This window comes from Trichococcus sp. K1Tr, assembly GCF_028309625.1.
GTDB lineage: Bacteria > Bacillota > Bacilli > Lactobacillales > Aerococcaceae > Trichococcus.
This window is the reverse complement of sequence record NZ_JAQMHR010000002.1, coordinates 451,693-476,422: the sequence shown is the minus strand read 5'-3', so window position 1 is coordinate 476,422 and position 24,730 is coordinate 451,693. Positions and strand designations below refer to the sequence as shown.

The 24,730-nt window shown below is 45.1% G+C and carries 33 protein-coding genes; 5 read left to right on the top strand and 28 right to left on the bottom strand.

Translation table 11 applies throughout. The features are described 5' to 3' along the window. Nucleotides 1–2: 2 nt before the first annotated feature. The gene (locus PH235_RS05730) at nucleotides 3–1,001 is read right to left on the bottom strand and encodes a LacI family DNA-binding transcriptional regulator (RefSeq protein ID WP_272161416.1); all 999 of its coding nucleotides are present in this window, start codon (nucleotides 999–1,001) and stop codon (nucleotides 3–5) included. Nucleotides 1,002–1,173: 172 nt separating this feature from the next. Next, nucleotides 1,174–2,067, bottom strand: a complete 894-nt coding sequence (locus PH235_RS05725) for an SDR family oxidoreductase (RefSeq protein WP_272161415.1) — start codon at nucleotides 2,065–2,067, stop codon at nucleotides 1,174–1,176. Nucleotides 2,068–2,315: 248 nt separating this feature from the next. Between PH235_RS05725 and PH235_RS05720 the strand changes: the two genes are divergently transcribed. Genes PH235_RS05720 through PH235_RS05705 form a run of 4 tightly spaced genes read left to right on the top strand, consistent with a single transcriptional unit; the run spans nucleotide 2,316 to nucleotide 6,044 of the window. Next, entirely contained in the window at nucleotides 2,316–3,194 is an 879-nt protein-coding gene (locus tag PH235_RS05720; RefSeq protein WP_272161414.1) for a helix-turn-helix domain-containing protein, read from the top strand. A gap of 28 nt (nucleotides 3,195–3,222) precedes the next feature. Then, on the top strand, nucleotides 3,223–4,167 hold the full coding sequence (locus PH235_RS05715; protein ID WP_272161413.1) for an FAD:protein FMN transferase: 945 nt from the start codon (nucleotides 3,223–3,225) through the stop codon (nucleotides 4,165–4,167). Nucleotides 4,168–4,220: 53 nt separating this feature from the next. Beyond that, nucleotides 4,221–4,829, top strand: a complete 609-nt coding sequence (locus tag PH235_RS05710; RefSeq protein WP_272161412.1) for an NADPH-dependent FMN reductase — start codon at nucleotides 4,221–4,223, stop codon at nucleotides 4,827–4,829. 18 nt (nucleotides 4,830–4,847) lie between these two features. Next, nucleotides 4,848–6,044 (top strand): NAD(P)H-dependent oxidoreductase, encoded by a 1,197-nt coding sequence (locus PH235_RS05705; protein WP_272161411.1) that lies wholly within the window; start codon nucleotides 4,848–4,850, stop codon nucleotides 6,042–6,044. Between the two features lie 233 nt (nucleotides 6,045–6,277). On the opposite strand, the gene PH235_RS05700 is transcribed toward PH235_RS05705, so the two are convergent. From PH235_RS05700 to PH235_RS05660, 9 genes are all read right to left on the bottom strand, one after another. Next, nucleotides 6,278–7,585 (bottom strand): TRAP transporter large permease, encoded by a 1,308-nt coding sequence (locus PH235_RS05700; protein ID WP_272161410.1) that lies wholly within the window; start codon nucleotides 7,583–7,585, stop codon nucleotides 6,278–6,280. A gap of 18 nt (nucleotides 7,586–7,603) precedes the next feature. After that, entirely contained in the window at nucleotides 7,604–8,086 is a 483-nt protein-coding gene (locus tag PH235_RS05695; protein ID WP_272161409.1) for a TRAP transporter small permease, read from the bottom strand. A 2-nt stretch (nucleotides 8,087–8,088) separates the two neighbouring features. Next, nucleotides 8,089–9,141 carry a TRAP transporter substrate-binding protein gene (locus PH235_RS05690; protein ID WP_272161408.1) on the bottom strand — a complete coding sequence of 351 codons (1,053 nt, stop codon included), beginning with the start codon at nucleotides 9,139–9,141 and terminating at the stop codon, nucleotides 8,089–8,091. A gap of 480 nt (nucleotides 9,142–9,621) precedes the next feature. After that, nucleotides 9,622–10,260, bottom strand: a complete 639-nt coding sequence (locus PH235_RS05685) for a nitroreductase family protein (RefSeq protein ID WP_272161407.1) — start codon at nucleotides 10,258–10,260, stop codon at nucleotides 9,622–9,624. 19 nt (nucleotides 10,261–10,279) lie between these two features. Next, nucleotides 10,280–10,693, bottom strand: a complete 414-nt coding sequence (locus PH235_RS05680; RefSeq protein WP_272161406.1) for a MarR family winged helix-turn-helix transcriptional regulator — start codon at nucleotides 10,691–10,693, stop codon at nucleotides 10,280–10,282. Nucleotides 10,694–10,947: 254 nt separating this feature from the next. Beyond that, the gene (locus PH235_RS05675; protein WP_272161405.1) at nucleotides 10,948–11,076 is read right to left on the bottom strand and encodes a hypothetical protein; all 129 of its coding nucleotides are present in this window, start codon (nucleotides 11,074–11,076) and stop codon (nucleotides 10,948–10,950) included. Nucleotides 11,077–11,252: 176 nt separating this feature from the next. Beyond that, nucleotides 11,253–11,645, bottom strand: coding sequence for a 30S ribosomal protein S9 (gene rpsI / locus PH235_RS05670; RefSeq protein WP_086626929.1), 393 nt, complete (start codon nucleotides 11,643–11,645; stop codon nucleotides 11,253–11,255). Between the two features lie 13 nt (nucleotides 11,646–11,658). Beyond that, nucleotides 11,659–12,102, bottom strand: coding sequence for a 50S ribosomal protein L13 (gene rplM / locus PH235_RS05665; protein WP_086627527.1), 444 nt, complete (start codon nucleotides 12,100–12,102; stop codon nucleotides 11,659–11,661). Nucleotides 12,103–12,300: 198 nt separating this feature from the next. Then, nucleotides 12,301–12,654 carry a hypothetical protein gene (locus tag PH235_RS05660; RefSeq protein ID WP_272161404.1) on the bottom strand — a complete coding sequence of 118 codons (354 nt, stop codon included), beginning with the start codon at nucleotides 12,652–12,654 and terminating at the stop codon, nucleotides 12,301–12,303. Nucleotides 12,655–12,899: 245 nt separating this feature from the next. Between PH235_RS05660 and PH235_RS05655 the strand changes: the two genes are divergently transcribed. Next, complete coding sequence (locus PH235_RS05655) at nucleotides 12,900–14,012, top strand: PLP-dependent transferase (RefSeq protein WP_443080842.1); 1,113 nt, start codon at nucleotides 12,900–12,902, stop codon at nucleotides 14,010–14,012. A 309-nt stretch (nucleotides 14,013–14,321) separates the two neighbouring features. On the opposite strand, the gene PH235_RS05650 is transcribed toward PH235_RS05655, so the two are convergent. The 17 genes from PH235_RS05650 to rplR form a co-directional block, all read right to left on the bottom strand. Next, nucleotides 14,322–14,588: a chorismate mutase gene (locus tag PH235_RS05650; RefSeq protein WP_272161401.1), complete on the bottom strand. Its 267-nt coding sequence runs from the start codon at nucleotides 14,586–14,588 to the stop codon at nucleotides 14,322–14,324. An 11-nt stretch (nucleotides 14,589–14,599) separates the two neighbouring features. Next, a complete protein-coding gene (truA, locus tag PH235_RS05645; RefSeq protein ID WP_272161400.1) occupies nucleotides 14,600–15,373 on the bottom strand; it encodes a tRNA pseudouridine(38-40) synthase TruA in 774 nt (257 codons plus the stop codon). 127 nt (nucleotides 15,374–15,500) lie between these two features. Further along, entirely contained in the window at nucleotides 15,501–16,298 is a 798-nt protein-coding gene (locus PH235_RS05640) for an energy-coupling factor transporter transmembrane component T family protein (RefSeq protein WP_272161399.1), read from the bottom strand. Continuing rightward, entirely contained in the window at nucleotides 16,288–17,199 is a 912-nt protein-coding gene (locus PH235_RS05635) for an energy-coupling factor ABC transporter ATP-binding protein (protein WP_272161398.1), read from the bottom strand. The genes PH235_RS05640 and PH235_RS05635 overlap by 11 nt, the downstream gene beginning before the upstream one ends. After that, nucleotides 17,175–18,014, bottom strand: a complete 840-nt coding sequence (locus PH235_RS05630) for an energy-coupling factor ABC transporter ATP-binding protein (protein WP_272161397.1) — start codon at nucleotides 18,012–18,014, stop codon at nucleotides 17,175–17,177. Before PH235_RS05630 ends, PH235_RS05635 begins: the two co-directional genes overlap by 25 nt. Before the next feature lie 394 nt (nucleotides 18,015–18,408). After that, complete coding sequence (gene rplQ / locus PH235_RS05625; protein ID WP_086626921.1) at nucleotides 18,409–18,789, bottom strand: 50S ribosomal protein L17; 381 nt, start codon at nucleotides 18,787–18,789, stop codon at nucleotides 18,409–18,411. Between the two features lie 26 nt (nucleotides 18,790–18,815). After that, nucleotides 18,816–19,760 (bottom strand): DNA-directed RNA polymerase subunit alpha, encoded by a 945-nt coding sequence (locus PH235_RS05620; protein WP_068558946.1) that lies wholly within the window; start codon nucleotides 19,758–19,760, stop codon nucleotides 18,816–18,818. 81 nt (nucleotides 19,761–19,841) lie between these two features. Beyond that, entirely contained in the window at nucleotides 19,842–20,228 is a 387-nt protein-coding gene (gene rpsK, locus PH235_RS05615; protein ID WP_272161396.1) for a 30S ribosomal protein S11, read from the bottom strand. Between the two features lie 27 nt (nucleotides 20,229–20,255). Continuing rightward, nucleotides 20,256–20,621 (bottom strand): 30S ribosomal protein S13, encoded by a 366-nt coding sequence (gene rpsM / locus PH235_RS05610; protein WP_106448936.1) that lies wholly within the window; start codon nucleotides 20,619–20,621, stop codon nucleotides 20,256–20,258. A 20-nt stretch (nucleotides 20,622–20,641) separates the two neighbouring features. Further along, complete coding sequence (gene rpmJ, locus PH235_RS05605) at nucleotides 20,642–20,755, bottom strand: 50S ribosomal protein L36 (protein ID WP_062470716.1); 114 nt, start codon at nucleotides 20,753–20,755, stop codon at nucleotides 20,642–20,644. Between the two features lie 33 nt (nucleotides 20,756–20,788). After that, entirely contained in the window at nucleotides 20,789–21,007 is a 219-nt protein-coding gene (infA, locus tag PH235_RS05600; RefSeq protein WP_068558953.1) for a translation initiation factor IF-1, read from the bottom strand. A gap of 135 nt (nucleotides 21,008–21,142) precedes the next feature. Then, the gene (locus PH235_RS05595; protein ID WP_272161549.1) at nucleotides 21,143–21,787 is read right to left on the bottom strand and encodes an adenylate kinase; all 645 of its coding nucleotides are present in this window, start codon (nucleotides 21,785–21,787) and stop codon (nucleotides 21,143–21,145) included. A gap of 67 nt (nucleotides 21,788–21,854) precedes the next feature. Further along, nucleotides 21,855–23,147: a preprotein translocase subunit SecY gene (secY, locus tag PH235_RS05590; RefSeq protein WP_272161395.1), complete on the bottom strand. Its 1,293-nt coding sequence runs from the start codon at nucleotides 23,145–23,147 to the stop codon at nucleotides 21,855–21,857. Then, a complete protein-coding gene (rplO, locus tag PH235_RS05585; RefSeq protein ID WP_068558958.1) occupies nucleotides 23,147–23,587 on the bottom strand; it encodes a 50S ribosomal protein L15 in 441 nt (146 codons plus the stop codon). The genes secY and rplO overlap by 1 nt, the downstream gene beginning before the upstream one ends. Before the next feature lie 33 nt (nucleotides 23,588–23,620). After that, complete coding sequence (gene rpmD, locus PH235_RS05580; RefSeq protein ID WP_086626917.1) at nucleotides 23,621–23,803, bottom strand: 50S ribosomal protein L30; 183 nt, start codon at nucleotides 23,801–23,803, stop codon at nucleotides 23,621–23,623. A gap of 13 nt (nucleotides 23,804–23,816) precedes the next feature. Further along, on the bottom strand, nucleotides 23,817–24,317 hold the full coding sequence (rpsE, locus tag PH235_RS05575; RefSeq protein ID WP_106448937.1) for a 30S ribosomal protein S5: 501 nt from the start codon (nucleotides 24,315–24,317) through the stop codon (nucleotides 23,817–23,819). Nucleotides 24,318–24,337: 20 nt separating this feature from the next. Then, entirely contained in the window at nucleotides 24,338–24,694 is a 357-nt protein-coding gene (gene rplR, locus PH235_RS05570; RefSeq protein WP_086626915.1) for a 50S ribosomal protein L18, read from the bottom strand. Nucleotides 24,695–24,730: the final 36 nt, after the last annotated feature.

Below are 24,730 nucleotides of genomic sequence, written 5' to 3'. Positions count from 1 at the left end.
GCCTAAGCGGATTCCCGTTTGATCAATTCTAATTTCAAATCTGTCGTATCTATCTGATAAGCAGTCTCTTCGATCTGCGCTACCAACACCTTCGTGGCTTCTCTTCCCAATGCATCGACCGGTTGCGCTATGGTCGTCAACTTGACCGCAAGCATCGCCGTGAACGGCTGGTTGTCGAATCCCATGATCGCCAAATCTTCGGGAACTTTCTTCCCTGCCTCCAGGAACTTCTGCAAAATGCCGCTGGCCACTTCGTCACTACCTGTGAAAATCGCATCGGGGTGATTGCTTTCCGGCAGGCTCAACAGGTTCTCTGCAATGCGATTGCCATCCGCAATCGTATGGACTTCCTTAAAGATCCAATCCTTCTTCATCGGAAGTCGGCTTTCCAACAGCGCCTTCTCGAATCCCGCGGTCCGGGCATTTCCGTGGCCGCCCTTTGTCAAGCTGCCGCCCGTGCAGTAGGCGATTTTTTTGTAGCCTTTTCCGATGAGGTAGTTTGTGGCTTCAAAAGTCGCCTGTTCCTGGTCGGTATAGACTTGTGGAATCGTCGAACCCGGGATTCTTTCATTGCAGAAAACGATGGGTCCGTACTCTTGGTACGTTTCGATCACATCGGGATTTCCTTCCACTGAGCACATGATCAAACCCGTTATCACTTTTTGCTTCAGCAGCTCCAGCATCTTCAGTTCGGCTGCCGGATCGTCATAGGTCTGCATGACCAACACGTTGTAGCCCAACAGCTTGCTGTTCTTTTCGATTGAATCCACCAGATAGGAGAAAAATGGATTCGTGATGCGCGAAACCAAGATCCCGATCATGGTGCCTTTTTTGGAACGCAGTTGCGTAGCCACCATGCTGGGCGAATAGTTCAATTCATCCATCGCGTCTTTGATGCGTTTCTTCTTCTCATCCGAAATATAAGGATGGTCGTTCAGATACCGGGATACTGTTGAAACGGACAGCCCCGCCTTTTTCGCAACGTCCTTGATCGTCGCCATGCGAATCACTCCTCTCATGTTTGTGGTATCGATTTCATAAACAGAGTATAATGGAACCGATTCCTAAAGTCAACACCGATTTTGGAATTTTTTTAATTTTATGCTGCAGGCTCCAAAAGAGAGGAACGAAAGCAATCATCCGATGCCTCCATTCCTCTTTCTGCAATTATTCTTAAAGATCGATTACATCGCCGCCGGTCACGCCATAGATTTGGGCGGTCACGTAGCTGGCGTTGTTGGATGCCAGGAAGACATAGACATGCGCCAGTTCGACCGGCTGCCCCGCCCTCCCCAACAAGGTTTTCTGCCCGAATTCCGGCAAAGCGCCTTCCGGTTGCCCGTGATCCAACTGCAACGGCGTCCAGATTGGTCCCGGCGCCACCCCGTTCACGCGGATGCCTTTCTTGGCAAATTGCTTCGCCAAGCTGATCGTGAAGCTGGCGATCGCTGACTTGGTGGCGGCATAATCCATCAAATGGGCGCTCGGATCGTATGCCTGGATCGATGTTGTCGTGATGATCGCGCTTCCCGCCGGCAGATGCGGTTCAGCAGCTTTCACCAGTCCGAACATCGAGATGATGTTGACTGTGAACGTATCTTTGACCTGTTCCAGCGGCAATTCCGAAATGCTTTCCCGCGCAATCTGCTGGGCGGCATTCAATACAAGTGTGTCCAGGCCGCCCAATGCTTCGACGGTTTTATCGATTATTTCTTGGTATTTGCTTTCATTGCGAAGGTCGTATGGAAGCAATACAGCCTTCCTGCCGGCCTTCTCTATATATTCGGCGACTTCTTCTGCATCGCGTTCTTCGCCAGGGAAAAATTGGATCGCCACATCGGCGCCTTCTCTGGCATAAGCTATCGCAGCCGCCCGGCCGATTCCGGAATCCCCACCAGTGATCAATACACGGCGATTCTCCAACAGGTGGTTGCCCACATAGCTTTCCTCCCCGCAATCGGGTTCCGGCAGCATCTTAGCTTGCAAAGCTGGGGTGTCTTGATCCTGATCTGCAAATTTTCCAGTATGATACAACTCGCGTGGATCCTTCAAAATAGGTTCAGTCATCTAATTCACTCCTTTTCCTTTGTAAGAATAGTCTAATACACTTACTTACAATTTGGAAATGATAAGCCTTCTCAGGAGACGTGATGCATCTTCCAACCATTCTTTTATATAATTTATTATATATTCTGTTGACCATTATATTCAGTGAGCGTATAATTACTCATATAATCAATGTGAAACAAAGCACAATATCAACTCGAATCTCCGCTGCTGCCATCCGAGCCGCTTCGATTATTATGGAGGAAAAAATGAACATTGAACGATTTATTGAAGCCCGCAAAGCGTTGAACCTCTCGCAGATGGAACTGGCAGAGGGTATCTGTACCCAAGCTACTTTGAGCCGCTTCGAGAACAACGGGCACGTCCCGAACCTTAAAATTCTGATCAAGCTGTGCAACCGACTGAACCTACCCTTGGGAGAACTGTTCCCTAGAGTAGGCGTCAAGTATACAGAAGTGATAGAAAAAATGAACAAAGCAGAATTCTTTCTGATCACAAGCGAATACGACCAAGCCTCCGACCTGCTGCAGAGCATCGCCGTGAGTGAAATCGAAGAAAGTAGCCTGGCCCTGCGCTTCCATTATTTGAACGGCTTCATCATGATTGCGCAGCAGTTTCCAGTGACGGATGTATTGTTCACCTTCGATCAAATCTTGCTGTCTGATGATGGGGACGACGTGGAAATCTATCGCCTGTTGGCTTATACCGGTATCGGCATGGTCTACAGCCGTGAAAAAAAACTGGAAAAGGCAGAATTTTACTTCAGTAAGGTCCTGGAAAAAATTTATGCTTATCCGATCAAGACGATGGAGGATGTCTGGCGTGTACTGAATATTGTTTTCCAAAGCGGTACCTTTTATTCACTCGTCAATGAGGTCGAATTGAGCAATGCACTGCTTTCCTATGCTGTTTCCATTTGTTCAGACAATCACGTGACCTACTATCTTGCCCGTGCAGCCATCCAGTTGGCCAAAAATGCCATCATCCAGGAGAAGCCGCAGCAAGAAGTGCTGGAACTGATCTACGATGCCAGAGCCTATTCAAAAATCAACAAAAATACGATTGCGCTGAAAGAATTGGCGCAGTTAGAAAGCGAGATCCTTTCAGCGAATCCCGCAAAAGAATGACGCGTTTATCCTGAAGGTGGTGGAAAAAATGGAACAAAAGAAGGCAACGGTACGTCTGATGGGAACGATCATCGATCTGCTTGTGACACATACGCACCCAGATGCTATTTTGGAGGAGGCGATCCAACGCCTGAAAACATACGAACAGCGTTTCAGCGCCAATGATCCAACGTCGGAGCTGATGCAGATCAATCACTTGGCAGGTAAAGCCCCTCTTGCCGTCCATCCTGATTTGTTCCAATTGATCAAGATGGGGAAATACCACAGCTTAGCTCCTGGCAGTCATCTGAATATCGCGATCGGACCGCTGGTGCAGACTTGGCGGATCGGTTTCGGTGATGCAAAAGTCCCGGAGGCCGAAGAGATTCAGAGGCTTCTCGCAATCACCGATCCCAAAAAAATCCTCTTGTCTGAGAAGGACCAGACCGTTTTCCTTCAGCAAGAAAGCATGGCGATCGACTTGGGGGCCGTGGCAAAAGGCTATATCGCCGATTTGCTGACGGCATACTTCAAGGAAGCCGGCGTAGCTTCCGCTCTCATCAATTTGGGCGGTAATGTCATCGTGTTCGGACCATCCCAGAATCATGAAGATCCCTATTGGCGCATCGGCATCCAAAACCCACTGCTCCCGCGCGCACATTATAGCGCGGTATTGAAGATCCAGAACCAATCAGCGGTTACTTCCGGTGTATATGAGAGGCAGCTGGACGCCCAAGGCAAGCACTATCACCACATTCTCGACCCAAAGACCGGCTATCCGGCCGAAACAGATGTCATCAGTCTGACTGTCGTTGCCGATGACTCAGTCGATGGGGAAATCTGGACGACACGCTTGTTCGGCCAACCTGCCGACGTGATCCTCGCCACCTTGGACCGATCGGAAGCAATCGACGGAATCCTGATCATGAAAGACGGCAGCCTCATCTGCTCCAAAGGCTTGGAAAACCGGCTGAAACGCAAACAGCCCGCCTAATCACGTGTTTAAATGAATCATAAAAAAACTAAAATTTGGAAGGAAGTATTCACATGAATAAATTAATCGGCCTCGTCGGTACAAACTCGGACCACTCCACTAACCGTATGCTGCTGCAATACATCCAAAAGCATTTTTCGGATAAGGCAGACATCGAAATCGTCGAAATCAAGGACCTGCCTATCTTCGACAAACCGGCAGACATGCAGATCCCGGCTGAGGCGAAAGCCTTGGCGGAAAAGATCGAAGCAGCTGACGGCGTCATCATCAGCACACCAGAATACGATCACGCAGTCCCCGCTTCCCTGATGAGCGCCTTGAGTTGGTTGTCCTACGGCATCTATCCCTTCGTCGACAAGCCAGTCATGATCACAGGGGCTTCCTATGGCGTACTGGGTTCCTCACGGGCGCAAGCGCATTTGCGTCAAATCTTGGATGCGCCGGAATTGAAAGCCCGCATCATGCCAAGTTCTGAGTTCCTGCTCAGCCATTCTTTGCAGGCTTTCGACGCAGACAACAACCTGAAGAATCCGGATCAGGTCCAAGAGCTGGAAGGCTTGTTCGAGGACTTCCTAATGTTTATCAACATCATGAAACAACTATCGCACACCCACGCCGCACACGTAAAAGCAGCTGAAAACTTTTCTTGGGAAAATAACTAGAGATCGGAGACAAACATTATGAAATTAGTCGGTATTGTAGGTTCCAACGCGGAAGTGTCATATAACCGCATCTTGTTGAAATACATCAAAAAGCAATTCAGCCACTTATTCGACCTGGAGATTTTGGAAATCAAAGACATCCCTTTGTTCAATCAGAGTGATGACCAAACGAACAGCGGTGCTGTGCAAAAGTTGAGCCAAAAAATCCTGCAGGCGGATGGCATAATCATTGCCACTCCTGAGCATAACCATACGATCCCTGCAAGCTTGAAGAGTGTGCTGGAGTGGTTGTCCTTCAAAATCCATCCATTGGAAAACAAACCGGTCATGATCGTGGGAGCTTCCTACTATGATCAAGGCTCTTCCCGTGCCCAACTGCACCTGCGCCAAATTCTCGATGCACCCGGCGTCAATGCCATCGTCCTTCCAGGAAATGAATTTTTGCTGGGCAAGGTCAAAGAAGCATTCGATGAACAGGAAAATCTGAAAGACAAACGCACCGTCGATTTTCTGGGCACCTGTCTGGAAAAATTCACCCAGTTCATCACGTTGGTCTCTGCTGTTGAAGGACCAAAAAAACCGGTGCTCGAACCGGAAGACCTGTACGCTACCGGAAAGATCGCAACAACGATTGAAGGCGTCGATAAGGAAGCCGACGATTGGTTGGAACAAGCCGCTGAGCTTGTGGGCGCCGTTGAGGGCAATACCTACGTCAAACTGGACCGCGGCTTGTTGACCGTTGATCAGCTGAATTACTTCCTGGCTTCGATGCCGATGGAATTGACTTATGCAGACAGCAACAACCAATTCCTCTACTATAACCATACGAAACCGGCAGAAGAAATGCTCGCTGCGCGCGTGCCCGGCCAAGTCGGCAACCCGCTCTCCAAATGCCACCCGGAAAAAGTCCACAAAGGCGTGGAATGGGTGCTTCAACAATTGCGTTCCGGAACAATGGACGCTTTCCGTGTCAACGTTCCGACTCATGGTCCGGACAAATATGTCGTGCATAACTATCAAGCGCTGCATGATAAAGATGGCAACTATGCCGGCGTCAACGAATACATCCTGGACTTCAAACCGATCATTGACTGGTATCTGGCCCAAACCGGCCAAAAACTCGAGGGCGATGTCGATGCCGTTTCCAGTGCCTCCGTCAAAGACAACTACAGCGATGATGTTGATGCTGGTACAAGTGCATCGGTCAAAGCATAAACTCGTTACAGAGGCCTTAACAAATATTTTCCGCATAAAAAAAAGACGAGACTATCTCTTTCCCAAGAGACGGTCTCGTCTTTTTTGTATAGTTTCTGTATAAGGAATCAAAGACAGATAACAATAATACACAGAAGGCTTAAGGCGCAATAACAAAAAAACTCCCACAACCTTAAATGAGTGATGTGGGAGTTTTTTTGATTCATCTTGGAAAAATACTTTTCAGAACGTCTTTAATTTACAAGACCGAACAGTTCAGGTAAGAACATGCTTAATGCCGGAATGTACATTACCAGCAAGAGTACGATTAAAATAGCTGCATAGAATTTGATTAAATGTGGCATAACTTTTTCTATCGTGACTTTTGCGACCCTTACCCCGACGAACAGTGTATTTCCTACTGGCGGCGTGATATTTCCGATACATAAGTTGAATACGATGATGATCCCGAAATGAATCGGATGCATACCGAATGTCTGTACAATCGGAAGGAAAATCGGTGTGAAGATCAAGATGGCCGGCGTCACATCCATAAATGTACCAACAATCAACAAAATGATGTTCATGATCAGCAAGATAACATATGGATTGTCCGTGAACCCTAATAAAGCATCGGAGACAGCTTGCGGGATACCGGTGAAGGCCATCACCCAGCTCATGACATTGGAAACCCCAATCAGGAAGACGATGATACCGCTCATTTCGGCACTTTCGACAAAGATATTGTATAGTTGCTTCGTATTAATTGTCTTGTAGAAAAACATTGAAAGGATCAAACTATATACTACGGCTACTACCGAACCTTCCGTTGCCGTAAATACACCACCAATGATACCGCCGATGACGATAATGATCAGTGAAAGTGCAGGCAAAGCTTCTATGAAGGCTCTTCCCAATGCTTTAAAGCTGAATTTTTCCCCACTGCCTTTATACCCTTGTTTCTTGGCGATGAAAAGAGCAACAATGGAACACCCGATTGCCCATAGAATACCTGGAATATAACCTGCCAAGAAAAGCGCCGCTACCGATGTACCGCCACTCACTAGAGAGTAGGTGATCAAAGTATTGCTGGGTGGAATCAGTAGTCCCGTTGGTGCAGATGCGATATTTGCTGCAGCACCCAGATTGATATCATATCCCGCTTTTCGCTCTTGTTCATTCATCACGCCGCCTATAGCGGCAGCAGCTGCCGTAGCGGAACCGGAAATGGCTCCAAACATCGCATTACCCATGATATTGGTGTGTAACAGAGACCCTGGAACTTTGCCTAACATCCTCAAGGCCAGATTAACCAACTTCTCGGCTATCCCGCCTTGGTTCATGATGTTTCCAGCTAAAATGAAGAATGGGATGGCTATCAAAGTGAAATTCGACATACCGGAGAAAATACGCTGCGCCGCCGTAATCATGGTGACATCAAAATCAACGGTCGGTAAAATTGCGATGACTGAAGAAACACCCAAAGCAATAGAGATAGGTACACCCGCTAAAAGAAGTACCGCCAAAACTGATAATATTATAAAAAGTGCTGTAAATGCCATGTTGACCCTCCTTTTTTCCTATTTTTCTACTGTCTTGATCTTTTGAGTCAGATCTGCGATATTCATGACATTGTAAATGGCAGTAATGATACCGGTTACCGGAATAATCATATAAATCCAACCCATTTGAATTCCAAGAGAAGGCGACTGTTGCCCCATCCCCAGTTGTACGATGGCTGTTCCGCCGTATATCAAAGCCCCAACCGCAAATGCAAAAGTTATCAATTCGCCAATCAGTGAAATTTTAAGTTGATTGTCATCAGAAAATTTATCCGTCACAAAACTCATACGCATGTGTTCTTTTTTACCGAAGACATAGGCAGCTGCCAATAGTGCCATCCAAGCAAAAGAATAAGATAATAAGCCTTCTGATATGGTGCTTGGTTTGCCAAAAAGATACCGGGAAAGAACTTGATAGGTTCCGGTAGCTGTCATAAAGGCAAAAAGAAACACGCTGACTGTCTTTAAAATACTGTCCATTATTTTTCTTAACTTCGTCATAACTATTCCTCCTCACTGCTGTCAGCAGATTCATATTCAACCTTTTGAATCGCTTCATAAATTGGTCTCAATTTCGGATTTGACGTCAAAACTTCTTCATGTAACGGAAGAACTTTTTCTTTGAACGGTTCTATATCCGGATAGGTGAACTGCACGCCCATTTCTGTAGCTTTTACTTTTGCATCTTCTACTGCTGCGCTCCAGCTTTCTCTCTCAACTTTGCTCAAAACTGCAAAGCCTTCGTTGAATATTTCGCGGTCCTCTTCACTCAACCCATCCAAGAACTTCAGGTTGCCGATGACGATATCGGGGACCATTTGGTGCATGTTGTAAGAGTAATATTTAGCAACTTCGCCATGAAGGTTGTTCGTAAGAGCCAATTCGTTATTCTCTGCGCCATCAATGACATTCGATTGGAGTGCAGTATAAACCTCACCGAATCCCATTGGGGCCGCCGATCCGCCAAGCAATTGCATCATCCGGACATTTGTCGCTGACTGTTGCACACGGATTTTAAGCCCTTTCAAATCATCGGGTGTTTCAATCGGTTTGTCTACTGTGTAGAAACTTCTAGTCCCAGCATCCAGCCACGTCACAGCTTCGAATCCGGATTTTGCAGTTGATGTAAAAATCGGTTCGATAATATCGCTATCATCCATTACCGCATGGTATTGCTCCGGTGACTCAAACAAGTAAGGCAAGTTAAAGATTGAATAAATATTATCAAAGCTTTCCAAAATAGCATTACTTGCAACACTGAAATCAACCGCCCCGGTTTGGGTAAGTTCTACTGTGTTTACTTGGGATCCCAATAATTCATTCGGATAGATTTGAACATCGTATTTATCCCCTAAATTTTCTTCGATATACTCTTCGAATGCCAATAATCCAATATTTGTAGGATGCGTAGCGGATTGATTATGTGCAACCCGGACGATGCGTACATCCCCATCCACAGTTGCCTCACCTTCATTGCTTGAAGAACAGCCTCCTAAAAATAAGGATGTAAGTGTTACCGTTGCCAATGAAATCATGCCTAATCTTCTTTTCCTCATGTAATTTACATCTCCTGTCATTCTTTCTTTGTCTTTTCCAAACACAACTTATCGAAAGGAATCGTTTTCAATTTTTATAATTTGAATAATGTCTGACCTTCTTTTCCCATCGAGTTGCGATGCTTGCTGTATAACCCAATTCTATAATCTGCCCCTTCACATCTCTCTTTTTTATTTTCTCATCTCAGGATATAGTATCATTATATGAAACTACGTTTCGAATACGTTAACATTATCTCTTTTATTAAAATTCATGTCAAGACCTTTCGTTAAAAGTGTTAGCATCCGAAATCCTTCAGACTCAATTTCATGAGGAACACCTTTGTCAGTTATTAACACTTTATATTGACAAGTAGTGGGCTTTACCCAGAGAATCATCATCCATTCCGCATGAATAAAAAAAGACCCCAAATGGGATCTCTAAAGTGTAATGTGCGATAATAGTAACATTTTGGAATTTGTGAAGCTTTACGATTTTCACTACTTAAAGTTAGTGATTTTTTCTGGTGCAAACCGAACGGACTCGTAGCCTTGTTCCATTGCCTTGCCGATTGACAGGATCATTACCGGCACATATCTTTCTTTATCCAAATCAACTGCTTCTGCCAATTGATCCGCCTCAAAGCCACCAATAGGGTTCGTGTCATAGCCATGGGCACGGGCCACCAGCATGAACTGCATCGCTGCCAGACTGGAATCGATTTTGACAACATCATTCATCTGCTCTTTGGAAAAGTTCTTGTAGTAAGGAATGATCGCAGCCAATTGTTGGTCTCGGACCTCTGCGGACATTTTCCCTTGTTCGACGGCTGCGTTGTAGATTTCTTCCCCATGTTCATAGCATTGCATATCGCCGAATATCAGCACCATCGCTGACGAAGTATCATTTTGTCTTGTGTTGAAACGGATCAGTGGTTTTAATTTTGCTTTTGCTTCCTCGCTCTCGACAACCACAAAACGCCAAGGTTGCATGTTTACCGATGAAGGTGTGGTTGTGGCTTCCTGGATCATTTCCAGCATTTCTTCCTGACTGATTTTAAAATTTTCATCATAAAGGCGGATCGATTTTCTTCCAAATGCGATATCCGAAAAATCGTTGTTGATAAGTTTATTGGTCATGTTCATAGCCTCTTTCTTTTTATCTTTTCAAGTATAGTTTGTTCAGCAAATCGGATAATTGTTCTGCTTCTTCATCGCTTAAGGACAGCGATAGGGAAGATTTCCCCTGATCATATTCTTTTCCGCAAGCATCCAAATCTTGGATCGCCTTGGTGGATAATTGAACAAAGACCTCTCTGTTGTTGTCAGCGTTCCGTTCCCGGATGACGTAGCCCTTTTGTTCCAATATTTTCAGATGGCGCGTGATTGCCGCGCTGTCAATCTTCAGTTCTGTCTGGATCTGATTCTGGGAGCAAATCCCTTTTTCTTTCAGGAACATCAGCATCTCATACCGCGTCAAACTGAACCCTGTTTCTTTTTCGAACAGCGTATTGATTTCCTGATTTGTGAGTTTGATCTGATAAAGCAACTTGCTGATTTCTCTCAAGTCCATAAACATTCACCTCGATTATGCGGATTTACCTGACTAATCAAACAATTGACTTGTCAACTGTTGATTAATCAATCATAAAACAGAAGCTAACTTTTGTAAAGTAAGTTGCTTGATAAAGTTGCTATAAAAGTTCCCCGCTTTAAATTAGCCAATAAAAAAAGACCCCACTCTTTCGAATTGGACCTCCAAATTTGTACTATAAAAATTATTGTGGATAACCACTGATTGATATCTTAAAAGACTTGCAAATCGGCTTACTTATTATAAATCTTTGGACCTTTGCGCATGTTCTTGATATCATTTTTCGGCGTGTCGATTTGTTTAGACCTTCCACCGCCTTGTTTGTTCTTGATTATTTCTAACATTTTTTCTTTTGGACTCACTGTTTACACCGCCTTTGTTGATGGAACACTCCATACTTTCATTCTATTGAATTGATGCCATAAAAAAAGCATCAGCAAGATGCCGATGCTTTAAGGCTGTTAATTGATTTGTCAAATTGGTCTTTTGAACCAAATTGAAGCAAAAAACTTTTTTGAAAACGTTGATACAATAAATATTAACGTTTTGAGAATTGTGATGCTTTACGAGCTTTTTTCAAACCTGGTTTCTTACGTTCAACCATACGTGGGTCACGTGTTAACAGACCAGCTGCTTTCAATGGTCCGCGGAAGTCAGGATCTACTTCTAATAATGCACGAGAGATACCGTGACGAGCTGCTCCAGCTTGTCCAGTGAATCCGCCGCCGTTTACGTTAACGAAGATATCGTAGCTACCTAAAGTACCTGTAAGGTTTAAAGGTTGTTTGATTACTTCATATAAGTAAGCGAATGGGATGTATTCTTCCATGTCTTTTTTGTTGAAGATGATTTTACCTGTGCCAGGTAATAAACGTACGCGTGCAGTCGAATTCTTACGACGACCAGTTGCGATATATTGTGCTTGTGCCAATGAAATTCCCTCCTTAAATTAGGTTAGTGATATCTAAAACTTCTGGTAATTGAGCTTCGTGTGGGTGAACTGCTTCACCGTATACGTGTAACTTAGTGAATTGTTTAGCACCTAAAGAGTTCTTAGGTAGCATGCCTTTAACAGACAATTCAACTAATTTTCTTGAATTCTTAGCACGTAATTCACCAGCTGAAATTTGTTTTAGCCCACCTGGATAACCTGAATGACGGGAATAAATTTTGTCAGATGCTTTTTTACCTGTTAATGTAACTTTGTCTGCATTGATAACAATCACATAATCACCAGTATCTACGTGTGGTGTGAAAGTTGGTTTGTTTTTACCGCGTAAAATAGTTGCAACTTGTGTTGATAAACGTCCCAATGGGATGTCAGTCGCGTCGATTACGAACCATTTGCGGTCGATCTCGTTTGCTTTAGCCATGTATGTTGTACGCACGTTTGTTTCCTCCATATTCTTCTCTGTCTGTTTGATCCAATTGAGTTTCCGGGGCTCATCGTGGGGCAAACAATACCGTCTTATATGATACGACATCCCAAAAGAATTGTCAATCGATTCAAAAGAAATAATTTATCATTTACTTCGCAAAAAAGTCTCCACATACCGCATGGACTGCGATAGTGAAGGCTTCTCAGATTATTTTTTCAAATATAAATATAATTGCTCGATGAGCTCGGCTGGCACAAATGGATAGGAACCTTTGCTGGGGGTCTTGTGCGGCTTGAACGCTTCGATGATACTGTTATCCTTCACGATGTCCTCCACCGAGACGAACGCGCCTTTCTTCGTGAGCGTCAATTCAAACGCTTCGTATTCTTCGGCTGCGACATTCTTTTTCGGAATCGAGTAATGCGCCATGCTGGCTTGCACGGAAAGGACCACATCGTTCGGCAGACCAATCGCTTCATAAAACTGGGGCATAGCGGCAGCCACAAAATCCGGCACATCTCCGCGTGGGATACGCTTGAGTTCCTTGATGAACGTTACCATTCTTCCACTCTCCTTCTTTCATTCTTATACTTCCATTATACGCGAGTTTCGGGATTTTAACATCATTCGAGAGAAATAACCGTTCAAGCGTGATCGGTTATTTCTCGCAACTTCACTGACTTTAAATACATAAAAATATTGACCACTTCAAACCCTCGTGCTACCATTGCACTAACATTAATTTTAAATGATAAAAAGATGATAATACACTTATGTATATCATTTCTTATAAAGGAGAATCGATGATGGATAATATCAGCATTCAAAGTTATCTTGCGCAATTGGGCAACAGAAAAGACCCGAAAACCGGCGCCGTCAGTGCACCGATTTATTTGTCCACAGCTTATGGACATCCCGGCTTGGGCCAATCGACCGGCTATGACTACACCCGCACCGCCAATCCGACTAGGGATATCCTCCAGGAAGGTTTGGCGGTGCTTGAAAACGGCGTCCAAGGGTTCGCTACCAGCTCAGGTATGAGCGCCATCCAGCTCGCCTTCAGCATTTTCCCGGTCAACAGCCATTTCGTCGCATCCAGGGACCTTTACGGCGGCAGCTTCCGTTATTTCCAGGATTTGGAGAGAAAAGGCTTCTATTCCTTCACTTATGTCGATGATCCGATCGATATCGCGTCCGCCATCCAGGACAATACGGCCGCCGTCTACATCGAAACGCCGACGAACCCGTTGATGAAGGAAACGGATATCTCAGCGGTGGCTCAGATCGCAAAAAAACACGGTCTACTGGTTATTGTGGATAATACCTTCTACACCCCTCTGTTGCAGCGCCCTTTAGATTTGGGCGCCGATATCGTCGTCCACAGCGCCACCAAGTACCTAGGCGGCCATAACGATCTGTTGGCGGGTGCGGTCGTGACGAATGACAAGGCTCTCGGCGAACAACTGGCTTTCCAACTGAATACGGCTGGCGGCACTTTGGACGCCTTCGACTGTTGGCTCTTGGTCCGCGGAATGAAGACGTTGCCGTTGCGCATGAAGCAGCATCAGGCGAATGCACAGGCAGTTGTTGCTTATCTGGAATCGGAAAATCTGATCAAATCGGTCTATTATCCCGGCAAAGGCGGCATGCTGAGCTTCACGCTCCATGATAAAGCTTACATCCCTGCCGTATTGGATGCTCTGAATATCTTCACTTTCGCCGAAAGCTTGGGCGGCGTGGAGAGTCTGATCACCTACCCGACTACCCAGACCCATGCCGATATTCCGGTTGAAGTCCGAGAATCCTACGGTTTGACCGACGACCTGCTGCGCATCTCGACAGGAATCGAAGATCCGGATGATCTGATCGCCGATCTGCGTCAGGCCTTTGCGAAGGCTGCGGTCACAGCCAAAGTCTGATAAAGTAGACCGCAAAAGAAAATATGTTGAAAACCTCCGACGGGCGTATAGCGCTTGACGGGGGTTTTTGTTTTTGGCGCTGTCCAGTGATTTCCTCCGGTTAGCGACGGCTTCGCCGGCGTTCGGACTGTTTGCGGGAGCGTCAGCTCCGGTGGGGACTGCTTCATAGGAGCTGGCGGAGATTGCAGAAGCTGTCCTCCGATGAGCGATGGCTTCGCCGGAGCTGGCACCGCTCACCATTGCCCTAGCACGCAAAAAAGCGGGTGCGGAAAAGATCTCGTCTTTTCCACACCCGCTTTTCAGCATTTCTTATTCTTCGTTCTGTTTGGTTTCGAATGCTTTCGTGATCGTCATCAAGGAGCGGAAGATGTCTTCCACGCTGTCTTCGTAGGCTTTGTTCTCGGTCAGCCCGCGCACTTTATCCAGCACCTTGTCTTCCCTGGATTGGTCCAGGATCGGCAGCTCGTTCTCTTTCTTGATCCGCGCGATTTCCGTGACTGCATCCATCCGGCGTTCGAACAGCTTCACCAACTCCTGATCGATGGCATCGATTTCCGCTCTTTCCTTTTTAAACATCCCTCTTCCCCCTACCCATTCCTTAATCTTTCTTCATCGTAATAAACTTCCACGAGATACAATCCCTGCGACGGGGCTGTCGGCCCGGCTTGACGCCTGTCCTTCACTTCCAAAAGGCGGTCGATTTCCTCGACCTTTTTCAGACCGTCAGCAATCTGCAGCAGCGTCCCCACGAAAATGCGGATCATATTGTAGAGGAAACCATTGCCCCTGAAGGTGAAGACCAGCTCATTGTTCTCCTCGTCCTTCCTGACACTCGCTTCGTAGACGGTCCGGACCAGATCAGTCTTGTCCGTTTTTGTCGAACAAAAACTGGTGAAGTCATGTTCGCCTTCCAGCTTTTTGACGGCCTGTTCCAGATTCGCCATATTGAACCGGTAAGGATGATGCGTTGTATACAGTCGCTTGAAGGGATTCGGGAAGCGATCGAGATCGACCCGGTAAATGTATTTTTTCCCCATCGCATGGTAACGCGAATGGAATTCCTCTGGAGCGAACTCCACGGAGGTGATCAAAATGTCATCGGGCAGCAAGCTGTTCAGCGCCCGCAGCAGATGATCCGGCTTGATCGCAGCCGGGTAATCAAAATGGATGACTTGTCCGAGCGCATGGACACCTGAATCGGTCCGGCCGGATGCATGGATCGGAATGATCTGCCCATTCGACATTTTTTTCAACGCCTTTTCGATTTCCGTCTGGACACTGTTGCCGTTAGGTTGGACCTGATAGCCCACATAACCCGTTCCGTCATATTGCACGATGCATTTGAATCGTTGTGCACTCATGGGTGGCGTATGCCCCTTTCTTGTCTTTCTGATGTGTGGTTTATGGTTTTTTCTATTTTAAAAGGGACCGGAAATACTACCCGGTCCCCAGACTCGTTCTATGGCTGCAAATTGCGCCTGTATGCGCTCAAGATCGGAAGAACAACAACAACCCGGTCAGTGCGACAAACGCCAGCATACTCAGCGTATCCAGCCTCTGCCAATCGAGGATGCGGTATTTCGTCCGGCCTTCCCCGCCCTGATACCCACGTGCTTCCATAGCGTTCGCCAATTCATCGGCACGATTGAACGAGCTGACGAACAGCGGCACCAAGATCGGTGTGACTGCCTTCATCTGCTTCACGATATTGCCTTCGCCGAATTCGACACCGCGAGCCCGTTGCGCATTCATGATCTTCGAAGCCTCATCCATCAATGTCGGTACGAAACGCAACGCAATGGAAAGCATCAGCGCGATTTCGTGGACAGGAACCTTAAAGCGTTTCAGGGGCCCCAACAGTTTCTCGATTGCATCGGTCAACGACAACGGCATCGTCGTGAGCGTCAGCAACGTCGAAATGAAGATGATCAGGACGAAGCGCATGAAGATGAATGCTCCGTTGATCACCCCGAACGAAGTGATGCTGATCGGTCCCAGTTCCAGGTACGTTTCCCCACCCCGTGTGAAGAGGATCTGCAACAATACCGTGAACATGATCAACCAAATCAGCGGCTTCACGCCGTTCAAGAAGACCGACAGTTTTATGTCGGAAAGGATGACGCACATGAAAGTGAACAACGTCATGATCAGATAAGTCTGCCAGTTATTGGCCAGGAAGATGACGATGATGAAATAGAAAGCACCGATCAGCTTCGCGCGCGGATCCAGTCTATGGACCAGCGAGTCGCCTTGGATGTAGCGCCCGAAAAGTAATTTATCCAACATCTATGCCACCCTCTTCCTTAGCGACATTTTTGTTGCCTTTGTTCTCATTTATTTTGGCGATCAGCACAGCCGCCAGTTGTTCCGTGCGCAGCGGTCTTTCGTTTCCGAAATCGATGCCTGTCTTTTGGCTCAACGTATCCAGGAAAGCCAGTGCCGAAGGCAAGCCCAATTGTTTTTCCTGAAGCCAAGCGGCATCCTGGAAAATTTCTGCAGGCGGGCCCATCCGGACAACCGTCCCCTTCTCAAGGATGACCACATGATCCGCATAGGTTGCGACATCATTCATCTGATGCGTGACCAATACGATGGTCAGTCCGTTGTCGATATGGAGTTGATTGAACATATTCATGATTTCCCGTCTGCCCGCGGGATCCAATCCGGCGGTCGGTTCATCCAGGACCAGCACTTCCGGTTCCATCGCCAATACTCCGGCAATCGCTACGCGTCTCATCTGACCCCCTGAGAGGTCGAATGGCGAGCGTTCCATGAAGGACTCATCCAAGCCGACCAAAGGCAACACGCGCCTCACAATCGCCATTGCGTCCGCTTCGCTGACGCCGAAGTTCATCGGACCGAAAGCGATATCCTTAGCGATCGTCTCCTCGAACAGCTGCGACTCCGGAAACTGGAACACAATCCCTACTTTTTTGCGCAGGTCCTTCAGATTTTTGTTGTTCGATTTGTTCGTAATGACGCGGTCACCGATCGTTACGCTGCCTTCCGTTGGCTTCAATAAAGCATTCAGATGCTGCGTGACCGTCGATTTGCCGCTGCCTGTATGCCCGATCAACGCCGTATAACTGCCGTCCGGGATATTCAGGTTCACGTCATAGAGGGCCCGGTTTTCGAAAGGCGTTCCGGCGGAGTAGGAATAGCCTACTTTTTCGAAAGTAATGTCCATAACCAGCTCACCATCCCTTCCTCAGTCAAATATTCTTCAGGAACATCCAGTCCCTGTCTCTTCAATTGGTATTTAAGCTTCTCAGGGAATGGGATATCCAATCCGATATCGATGATTTCCTTGCCCAAGCTGAATATCTCTTCCGGGGTGCCGATCCGTTTCAACTGCCCGGCTTCCATCACAAAAATACGGTTCGCTTTCGCGGCCTCGTCGATGTCATGGGTAATCGAAATCACTGTCAAATTTTCTTTTTTCTTGATTTCTTGGATAGTCTCAATGACTTCATGACGGCCTTCCGGATCCAACATGGTCGTCGCTTCATCAAGGATGATGATGTCAGGGGACAAAGCTACAATCCCGGCGATTGCCACCCGTTGCTTCTGTCCACCCGAAAGACGTGCTGGCTCCTTATCCATAAAGTCGGCCATGTTCACAGCCGCTACAGCATCAGCAACGCGCTTCACCATTTCCTCGCGGGGAATACCGACATTCTCCAAACCGAACGCAACATCGTCCTGTACGGTCGAACCGACGAACTGATTGTCCGGATTCTGGAAAACCATCCCGATTTTTTTGCGGACGTCCCAAACCGTCTCTGCATTCAAAGGTATCCCTTCAATGATCACTTCTCCGGAGTTCGCTTCTATCAAGCCGTTGATCGTTTTGGCCAAGGTTGACTTGCCCGAACCGTTAGGCCCGATGATGGCGATCCATTCTCCCTGCTGGATTGTTAACGAAACGTTGTTCAATGCCGGTCTTGCATCTTCCTCTGAATAGGAAAAAGTCACATTGCGCAACTCGATAATTTCATTCATGATGGCTGTCCTACTTTCTCTATTGTTGAATCTTTAAGTCCGCATCCGTCCATCCGTTCCACTGACAAGTAAGTATAAAAAAAGATGAAAAATACGGAAAAGGAATGTCTACTTAGTAAGTATAAACTACTCCTCCCTATTTTTCATCCACTGTCTTGACACAGCACGGAAATAAAACGCTTTTATTTATATATCAAAAGAAACTAGAAAATATATTGGCATTTTCTAGTTTCTTTTGATAAAAAAAGCACTTTTTTTGATGAAAAAATGCCCTTCCGAAGATCATGCGATCTTCGGAAGAACCTTGAGCTAGACTAGGGAAGCCAGAAGCAATCCCATCATCATAACACTCTATTTCATCTAAAAGTGAACGTTTCATCTTTATACGATTGAATTATACTAATTCAATGATAACCATTGGTGCAGCATCGCCACGACGAGGTTCTGTCTTCAAGATACGTGTGTATCCGCCTTGACGTTCTGCATAGCGAGGTGCGATATCAGAGAACAATTTTTGTAAAGCTGATTGAACAACGATTTTGTCATCTTCTTCACGTACATCTGCAACTTCGTTACGAACGTATGCTGCAGCTAAACGACGAGCAGATAAATCTCCACGTTTGCCTAAAGTAATCATCTTTTCAGTAGTTGAACGAATTTCTTTAGCACGAGCTTCAGTTGTAACGATTCGTTCGTTGATGAGTAAGTCAGTAGTCAAATCACGAAGCATTGCTTTTCTTTGGGCGCTTGTGCGTCCTAATTTACGGTAAGCCATCCTAGGTTTTCCTCCTTTGTACAGTACTAGTCGTCTTGACGCAAGCCTAGATTAAGATCATTCAGCTTATTTTTCACTTCTTCAAGTGATTTGCGTCCCAGATTACGTACTTTGATCATCTCTGCTTCAGACTTGTCTGTCAATTCTTGGACTGTGTTGATGCCTGCGCGTTTCAAACAGTTATAAGAACGTACGGATAAATCCAATTCTTCGATAGTCATTTCCAGCATTTTCTCTTTATGTGTTTCTTCTTTTTCAACCATTATCTCAGCTTTACGAGCTTCATCGGTCAGATTAACAAAAATATTCAAATGTTCCGTTAAAATTTTGGCAGCCAAGCTGACTGCTTCTTCTGGGCTGATGGAACCATCTGTCCAGACATCCAACGTTAATTTATCATAAATATTTTTTTGTCCGATACGAGTGTTTTCAACTTGATAATTTACTTTGCTGATTGGAGTATAGATGGAGTCGACTGGCAAAACACCGATCGGCATATCTTCCGTTTTGTTATATTCAGAACGAACATAACCACGGCCATTTTTTACATCCAAGCGAACATGAAAATGTGCTCCCTCTGAAACTGTACATATATATAAATCAGGGTTTAAGATTTCCACATCGCTGTCATGGGTAATATCCGCTGCAGTCACGACTGCTGGACCTTTTACGTCAATCTCGATTGTTTTGTCTTCGTCCGTATACAATTTCAAAGCTAATTTTTTGATGTTCAGAATGATTTGGGTAACATCCTCGACAACACCATCAATCGTTGAAAATTCGTGTAGAACACCATCGATTTGGATAGTTGTTACAGCTGTACCAGGAAGTGAAGATAATAGAATTCGACGTAATGAGTTCCCAAGTGTTGTTCCATAACCGCGTTCTAGTGGTTCTACAACGAATTTACCGAATTTGGCATCTTCGCTGATCTCAATCGTTTCAATTCTTGGTTTTTCAATTTCGATCATTTATCAATTTACCCCTTTCAAAACGTGAAGTTCATGTTAGTGAGTCCATTGCGTTTCGTTACATATCAGTACAATTCTCAATTAAACACGACGACGTTTTGGTGGACGGCATCCATTATGAGGAACGGGCGTTACGTCGCGGATTGCGGTAACTTCCAAACCTGCTGCTTGTAATGAACGAATGGCAGCTTCACGTCCAGAACCAGGACCTTTAACAGCTACTTCAACTGTTTTCATGCCATGTTCCATAGAAACTTTAGCTGCTGCTTCTGCAGCCATTTGTGCAGCATAAGGAGTAGATTTACGAGAACCTCTGAATCCTAATGAACCTGCTGATGACCATGAGATAGCATTTCCATGAACATCTGTAATCATAACAATAGTATTATTAAAAGTTGAACGGATATGTGCTATACCAGCTTCAACATTCTTTTTTACGCGGCGTTTGCGAGCTACTTTTTTAGCCATGAAGTTTTGACCTCCTTCACTTAATTATTATTTTTTCTTGCCAGTGACTGCTTTAGCTGGGCCTTTACGAGTGCGTGCGTTGTTCTTAGTGTTTTGTCCGCGAACAGGCAAACCACGACGGTGACGCATTCCTCTGTAAGATCCAATTTCAATCAATCGTTTAATATTTAGGTTAACTTCACGACGAAGGTCACCTTCAACCTTTAATTTATCCACTTCAATACGGATACGGTCTAATTCATCATTCGTCAAATCACGAACACGTGTATCTTCTGAAACTTCAGCTGCAGCTAAAAGCTTTTGAGCTGTGTTCAATCCGATACCAAAAATATAAGTTAATGAAATAACCACACGTTTGTCACGCGGAACATCTACTCCTGCGATACGAGCCATTTATAGGCACCTCCTTGTTATTATCCTTGGCGTTGTTTATGTTTGGGATTTTCGCAAATCACCATAACACGACCATTGCGGCGAATGACTTTGCATTTTTCGCAAATGGGTTTTACTGATGCTCTAACTTTCATTTAAATTCCCTCCTATTTAGTGATGGAGTGCAATTATTTAAAGCGGTAAGTAATGCGTCCACGAGTAAGATCGTACGGTGATAATTCTACCGTAACTTTATCGCCTGGCAAAATGCGGATGTAATGCATTCTAATTTTACCAGATACGTGAGCTAATACTATGTGACCATTTTCAAGTTCGACTTTAAACATTGCATTGGGCAAAGTTTCAACGACAACTCCTTCGATCTCAATTACATCGTCTTTCGCCACGCCTGCTAACCTCCTAACATTCTGTTGAGCTGATTAATCTTATGTCTTGGCAATTTTTACTCTAACTGCTAGATTATACCATAGCAAGTATCGATTGAAAAGAAATATTCGATTAATTTCAAATGACATTTGCAACTATTCTATAATCTTTTGGATTTCGGAAAACAAGTTGTCGATGCCGATTTCGCCATCCACATTATGTACCAATCCTTTTTCGCTGTAAAATGCAATGATTGGTTTAGACTGTTCTAGATTAATCTGAATGCGATTTTCTACGGTTTCAGGCTTGTCATCTTCACGTTGATAGAATTCGTGTCCACCACAGCGATCGCATGTTCCTTCCACTTTGGGAGGATTGTTCTCTTTGTGGTAAGTCGCTCCGCAAGAGCGGCAAATGATTCTACCCGTTAGACGTTGCATCAAAACTTCAGGGTTCACATCAATGTTAATAACAGCATCGATTTTTTTGTCGAGTTCATTCATGATAGCTTCAAGTGCTTTTGCTTGTACGAGGGTTCTTGGAAAACCATCCAACAAAAAGCCTTTTTCAGTATCAGATTCTGCTAATCTCTCTTTAACGATTCCGTTTGTAACTTCATCTGGAACAAGTTCGCCTTTATCCATATATGATTTTGCTTCCAGGCCCAACGCTGTCTCATTTTTCATGGCAGCTCGGAACATGTCCCCTGTAGAGATATGCGGAATATTATATTTCGCGATGATCTTTTCAGCCTGTGTTCCTTTTCCAGCACCGGGAAGACCCATAATAATTAGGTTCATCATTTTACTGCCTCCTAAAGATGTAAGAATATGTGACGAGGAAATCACTTCCCCCCCCACAAACTTACTATTGAATAAATCCTTGGTAATTACGTTTAACCATTCGACCTTCAATTTGTCTTGCCGTTTCCAATGCAGTACCAACTACAATCAGAAGACTTGTACCGCCAAGGGCGAGCGAGTCCGGCAAATCCCACAAACCTGAGGCAATGATTGGCAATAGCGCAATCAGTCCAAGAAATAGCGCGCCGACCGTACTTAATCGCATAATCATGCCGGAAATGTAATCCTCTGTCCCTTTACCCGGGCGTACACTTGGAATATAGCCGCCTTGCTTTTGCAAGTTCTCTGCCATCTTTTCAGGATTAATCTGAATGAAGGCATAGAAGTAAGTGAAGACAACGATCAATACCGTATAGATTGTTGCGCCGATGGGTTCACGGTAATTAAAGATGGTTGACAAAATTTGATACCAGCTAGCCTCACTTTGACTTGCCGCGAAAAACCCAAGGATTGTCTGCGGTGTCATCATGAAAGAACTGGCAAAGATTACTGGAATGACTCCAGCTGAATTGATTTTTAAAGGCAAATGCGCGGATTGATTAGATCCGGAAGCACGCTTGGAATACTGAATGGGGATTTTACGTTCAGCTTGTTGAACGTACACAACGAGTATGACCACCAATAATATTGCTGACAATAGCGCAACCGAGAACAAAATGTTGTTCATCAAATCAGATCCTGCATCAACGAAACGATCATTGTAGTAAGTGTTAAGATCTGTAGGGATTCTTGCGATGATACCTGAGAAGATGATCAGCGACGTTCCGTTTCCGATACCGTGCATTGAAATGGATTCTCCGATAAAAACAACAAGCATGGAACCTGCCGTCATCACTAACGCGATGACCATGTAGGTCGTCATGCCCGGATCGTTCACCAATCCCAAAGCTGAGAGTTGGTTGAAACCGATCGAAAGACCGACGGATTGCACAAATGCCAAAATGACAGTTAAGTACCTTGTGACTTGATTTAATTTTCTTCTACCTACTTCACCCTGTTTGGACCATTCCACAAATTTCGGAACGATGTCCATTTGTAACAATTGAACGACAATAGAAGAAGTGATGTATGGCGAAACACCCATTGCGAAAATGGAATACTGACTCAGTGCTCCACCTCCGAATGTGTTCAACAGGCTGAATAAGCCCGTCGATGCCAAGTTTGTGATGGCACCCGCATCAACACCCGGTACAGTAATATGTGCTCCGAGACGGAACACAATCAGCATACCTAGAGTAAATAAGATTCTATTTCTAATGTCCTTCGCCTGAAATGCATTTTTCAGAAGAGCAAACATTAGATCACCTCAACAGTCCCACCTGCAGCTTCGATAGCTTTTTGTGCTGCTTCGGAGAATTTATTAGCTTTAACTGTCAGTTTTTTCTCAACGCTTCCGTTGCCCAAAACTTTGATGCCTGATTTTTCATCTTTGACAATACCAGTTTCAACTAATAAAGCTGGAGTAACTTCTGTACCATCTTCGAAACGGTTTAAGATTTCTAAGTTGATGACAGCATATTCCTTACGGTTGATGTTCGTGAATCCACGTTTTGGAAGACGACGGAACAATGGAGTTTGTCCACCCTCGAATCCAAGTCTCACACCGCCGCCTGAACGGGCTTTTTGGCCTTTATGTCCACGACCGGATGTTTTACCATTACCGGATGAAGATCCGCGACCGACACGGTTACGTTCTTTACGTGAGCCTTCAGCAGGTTTTAATTCATGAAGTTTCATAGTAACTTGGCACCTCCTTTAATCTGATGTTTATTATTTAACTTCTTCTGATGTAACTAAGTGGCTTACTGTGTTGACCATGCCCAAGATAGCTGGGTTAGCTGGTTTAACAACAGATTTGCCGATTTTGGACAATCCCAAAGCTTTGCAAGTATCTTTTTGGTTTTGAGGACGTCCAATCAAGCTGCGTTTTAAAGTGATCTTTACTTCTGCCATTTTGTAGTCCTCCTTATCCTAGTAATTCTTCAACTGTTTTGCCGCGTAATTTCGCAACATCTTCAGCATTTTTCAACTGTTTCAAGCCATCGATTGTAGCACGTACCATGTTGATAGGTGTGTTAGAACCAAGGGATTTGCTTGTGATATCAGCGATACCAGCTAATTCGACAACGGCACGGACTGGTCCGCCTGCAGAAACTCCGGAACCGGATTTAGCAGGTTTCAACATTACGTTACCGCCACAGAAAGATCCGATAACTTTGTGAGGAATTGTTGATTCAGACATTGGAACTTCAATAAGGCTCTTTTTAGCAGATTCGATAGCTTTACGAATAGCTTCAGGAACCTCAGCTGCTTTACCAGTACCGAATCCTACATGTCCGTTTCTGTCTCCTACAACAACTAAAGCAGCAAAACGCAGACGACGTCCACCTTTAACAACTTTTGTTACACGATTGATCGCAACAACGCGGTCTTCTAATTCAATATGATTTGGGTCAACATAAACCATGTGTGGTTATCCTCCTTTTCTTAGAAATCTAGTCCATTTTCGCGAGCAGCTTCAGCTAAAGCCTGTACACGGCCATGGTACAGATAGCCACCACGGTCAAAGACTACTTTTTTGATACCTTTAGCAACAGAACGTTCAGCAATAAGTTTTCCAACTGCAGCAGCAGCTTCAGTTTTAGTACCGGTTGCGATTTCTGTTTCTTTTGTAGAGGCACTTGCTAGCGTCACACCCGCTACGTCATCAATTAATTGAGCGTAGATGTTTTTGTTGGAACGGAAAACGTTCAAGCGTGGGCACTCTGCAGTACCAGAGATTTTTCTTCTTACGCGTGCGTGTCTTGCTTGGCGCACTTTGTTTTTATCTGGTTTAGTAATCACAATTGTCACCTCGTTATATTTATTTTGTTGCGTCGT

Coding starts and splice junctions, on each gene's coding strand:
- PH235_RS05730 (WP_272161416.1), bottom strand. CDS start 1,001: ATGGCGACGATCAAGGACGTTGCGAAAAAGGCGGGGCTGTCCGTTTCA.
- PH235_RS05725 (WP_272161415.1), bottom strand. CDS start 2,067: ATGACTGAACCTATTTTGAAGGATCCACGCGAGTTGTATCATACTGGA.
- PH235_RS05720 (WP_272161414.1), top strand. CDS start 2,316: ATGAACATTGAACGATTTATTGAAGCCCGCAAAGCGTTGAACCTCTCG.
- PH235_RS05715 (WP_272161413.1), top strand. CDS start 3,223: ATGGAACAAAAGAAGGCAACGGTACGTCTGATGGGAACGATCATCGAT.
- PH235_RS05710 (WP_272161412.1), top strand. CDS start 4,221: ATGAATAAATTAATCGGCCTCGTCGGTACAAACTCGGACCACTCCACT.
- PH235_RS05705 (WP_272161411.1), top strand. CDS start 4,848: ATGAAATTAGTCGGTATTGTAGGTTCCAACGCGGAAGTGTCATATAAC.
- PH235_RS05700 (WP_272161410.1), bottom strand. CDS start 7,585: ATGGCATTTACAGCACTTTTTATAATATTATCAGTTTTGGCGGTACTT.
- PH235_RS05695 (WP_272161409.1), bottom strand. CDS start 8,086: ATGACGAAGTTAAGAAAAATAATGGACAGTATTTTAAAGACAGTCAGC.
- PH235_RS05690 (WP_272161408.1), bottom strand. CDS start 9,141: ATGAGGAAAAGAAGATTAGGCATGATTTCATTGGCAACGGTAACACTT.
- PH235_RS05685 (WP_272161407.1), bottom strand. CDS start 10,260: ATGACCAATAAACTTATCAACAACGATTTTTCGGATATCGCATTTGGA.
- PH235_RS05680 (WP_272161406.1), bottom strand. CDS start 10,693: ATGGACTTGAGAGAAATCAGCAAGTTGCTTTATCAGATCAAACTCACA.
- PH235_RS05660 (WP_272161404.1), bottom strand. CDS start 12,654: ATGGTAACGTTCATCAAGGAACTCAAGCGTATCCCACGCGGAGATGTG.
- PH235_RS05655 (WP_443080842.1), top strand. CDS start 12,900: ATGGATAATATCAGCATTCAAAGTTATCTTGCGCAATTGGGCAACAGA.
- PH235_RS05650 (WP_272161401.1), bottom strand. CDS start 14,588: ATGTTTAAAAAGGAAAGAGCGGAAATCGATGCCATCGATCAGGAGTTG.
- truA (WP_272161400.1), bottom strand. CDS start 15,373: ATGAGTGCACAACGATTCAAATGCATCGTGCAATATGACGGAACGGGT.
- PH235_RS05640 (WP_272161399.1), bottom strand. CDS start 16,298: ATGTTGGATAAATTACTTTTCGGGCGCTACATCCAAGGCGACTCGCTG.
- PH235_RS05635 (WP_272161398.1), bottom strand. CDS start 17,199: ATGGACATTACTTTCGAAAAAGTAGGCTATTCCTACTCCGCCGGAACG.
- PH235_RS05630 (WP_272161397.1), bottom strand. CDS start 18,014: ATGAATGAAATTATCGAGTTGCGCAATGTGACTTTTTCCTATTCAGAG.
- rplQ (WP_086626921.1), bottom strand. CDS start 18,789: ATGGCTTACCGTAAATTAGGACGCACAAGCGCCCAAAGAAAAGCAATG.
- PH235_RS05620 (WP_068558946.1), bottom strand. CDS start 19,760: ATGATCGAAATTGAAAAACCAAGAATTGAAACGATTGAGATCAGCGAA.
- rpsK (WP_272161396.1), bottom strand. CDS start 20,228: ATGGCTAAAAAAGTAGCTCGCAAACGCCGCGTAAAAAAGAATGTTGAA.
- rpsM (WP_106448936.1), bottom strand. CDS start 20,621: ATGGCTCGTATCGCAGGAGTAGATGTTCCGCGTGACAAACGTGTGGTT.
- rpmJ (WP_062470716.1), bottom strand. CDS start 20,755: ATGAAAGTTAGAGCATCAGTAAAACCCATTTGCGAAAAATGCAAAGTC.
- PH235_RS05595 (WP_272161549.1), bottom strand. CDS start 21,787: ATGAACCTAATTATTATGGGTCTTCCCGGTGCTGGAAAAGGAACACAG.
- secY (WP_272161395.1), bottom strand. CDS start 23,147: ATGTTTGCTCTTCTGAAAAATGCATTTCAGGCGAAGGACATTAGAAAT.
- rplO (WP_068558958.1), bottom strand. CDS start 23,587: ATGAAACTTCATGAATTAAAACCTGCTGAAGGCTCACGTAAAGAACGT.
- rpmD (WP_086626917.1), bottom strand. CDS start 23,803: ATGGCAGAAGTAAAGATCACTTTAAAACGCAGCTTGATTGGACGTCCT.
- rpsE (WP_106448937.1), bottom strand. CDS start 24,317: ATGGTTTATGTTGACCCAAATCATATTGAATTAGAAGACCGCGTTGTT.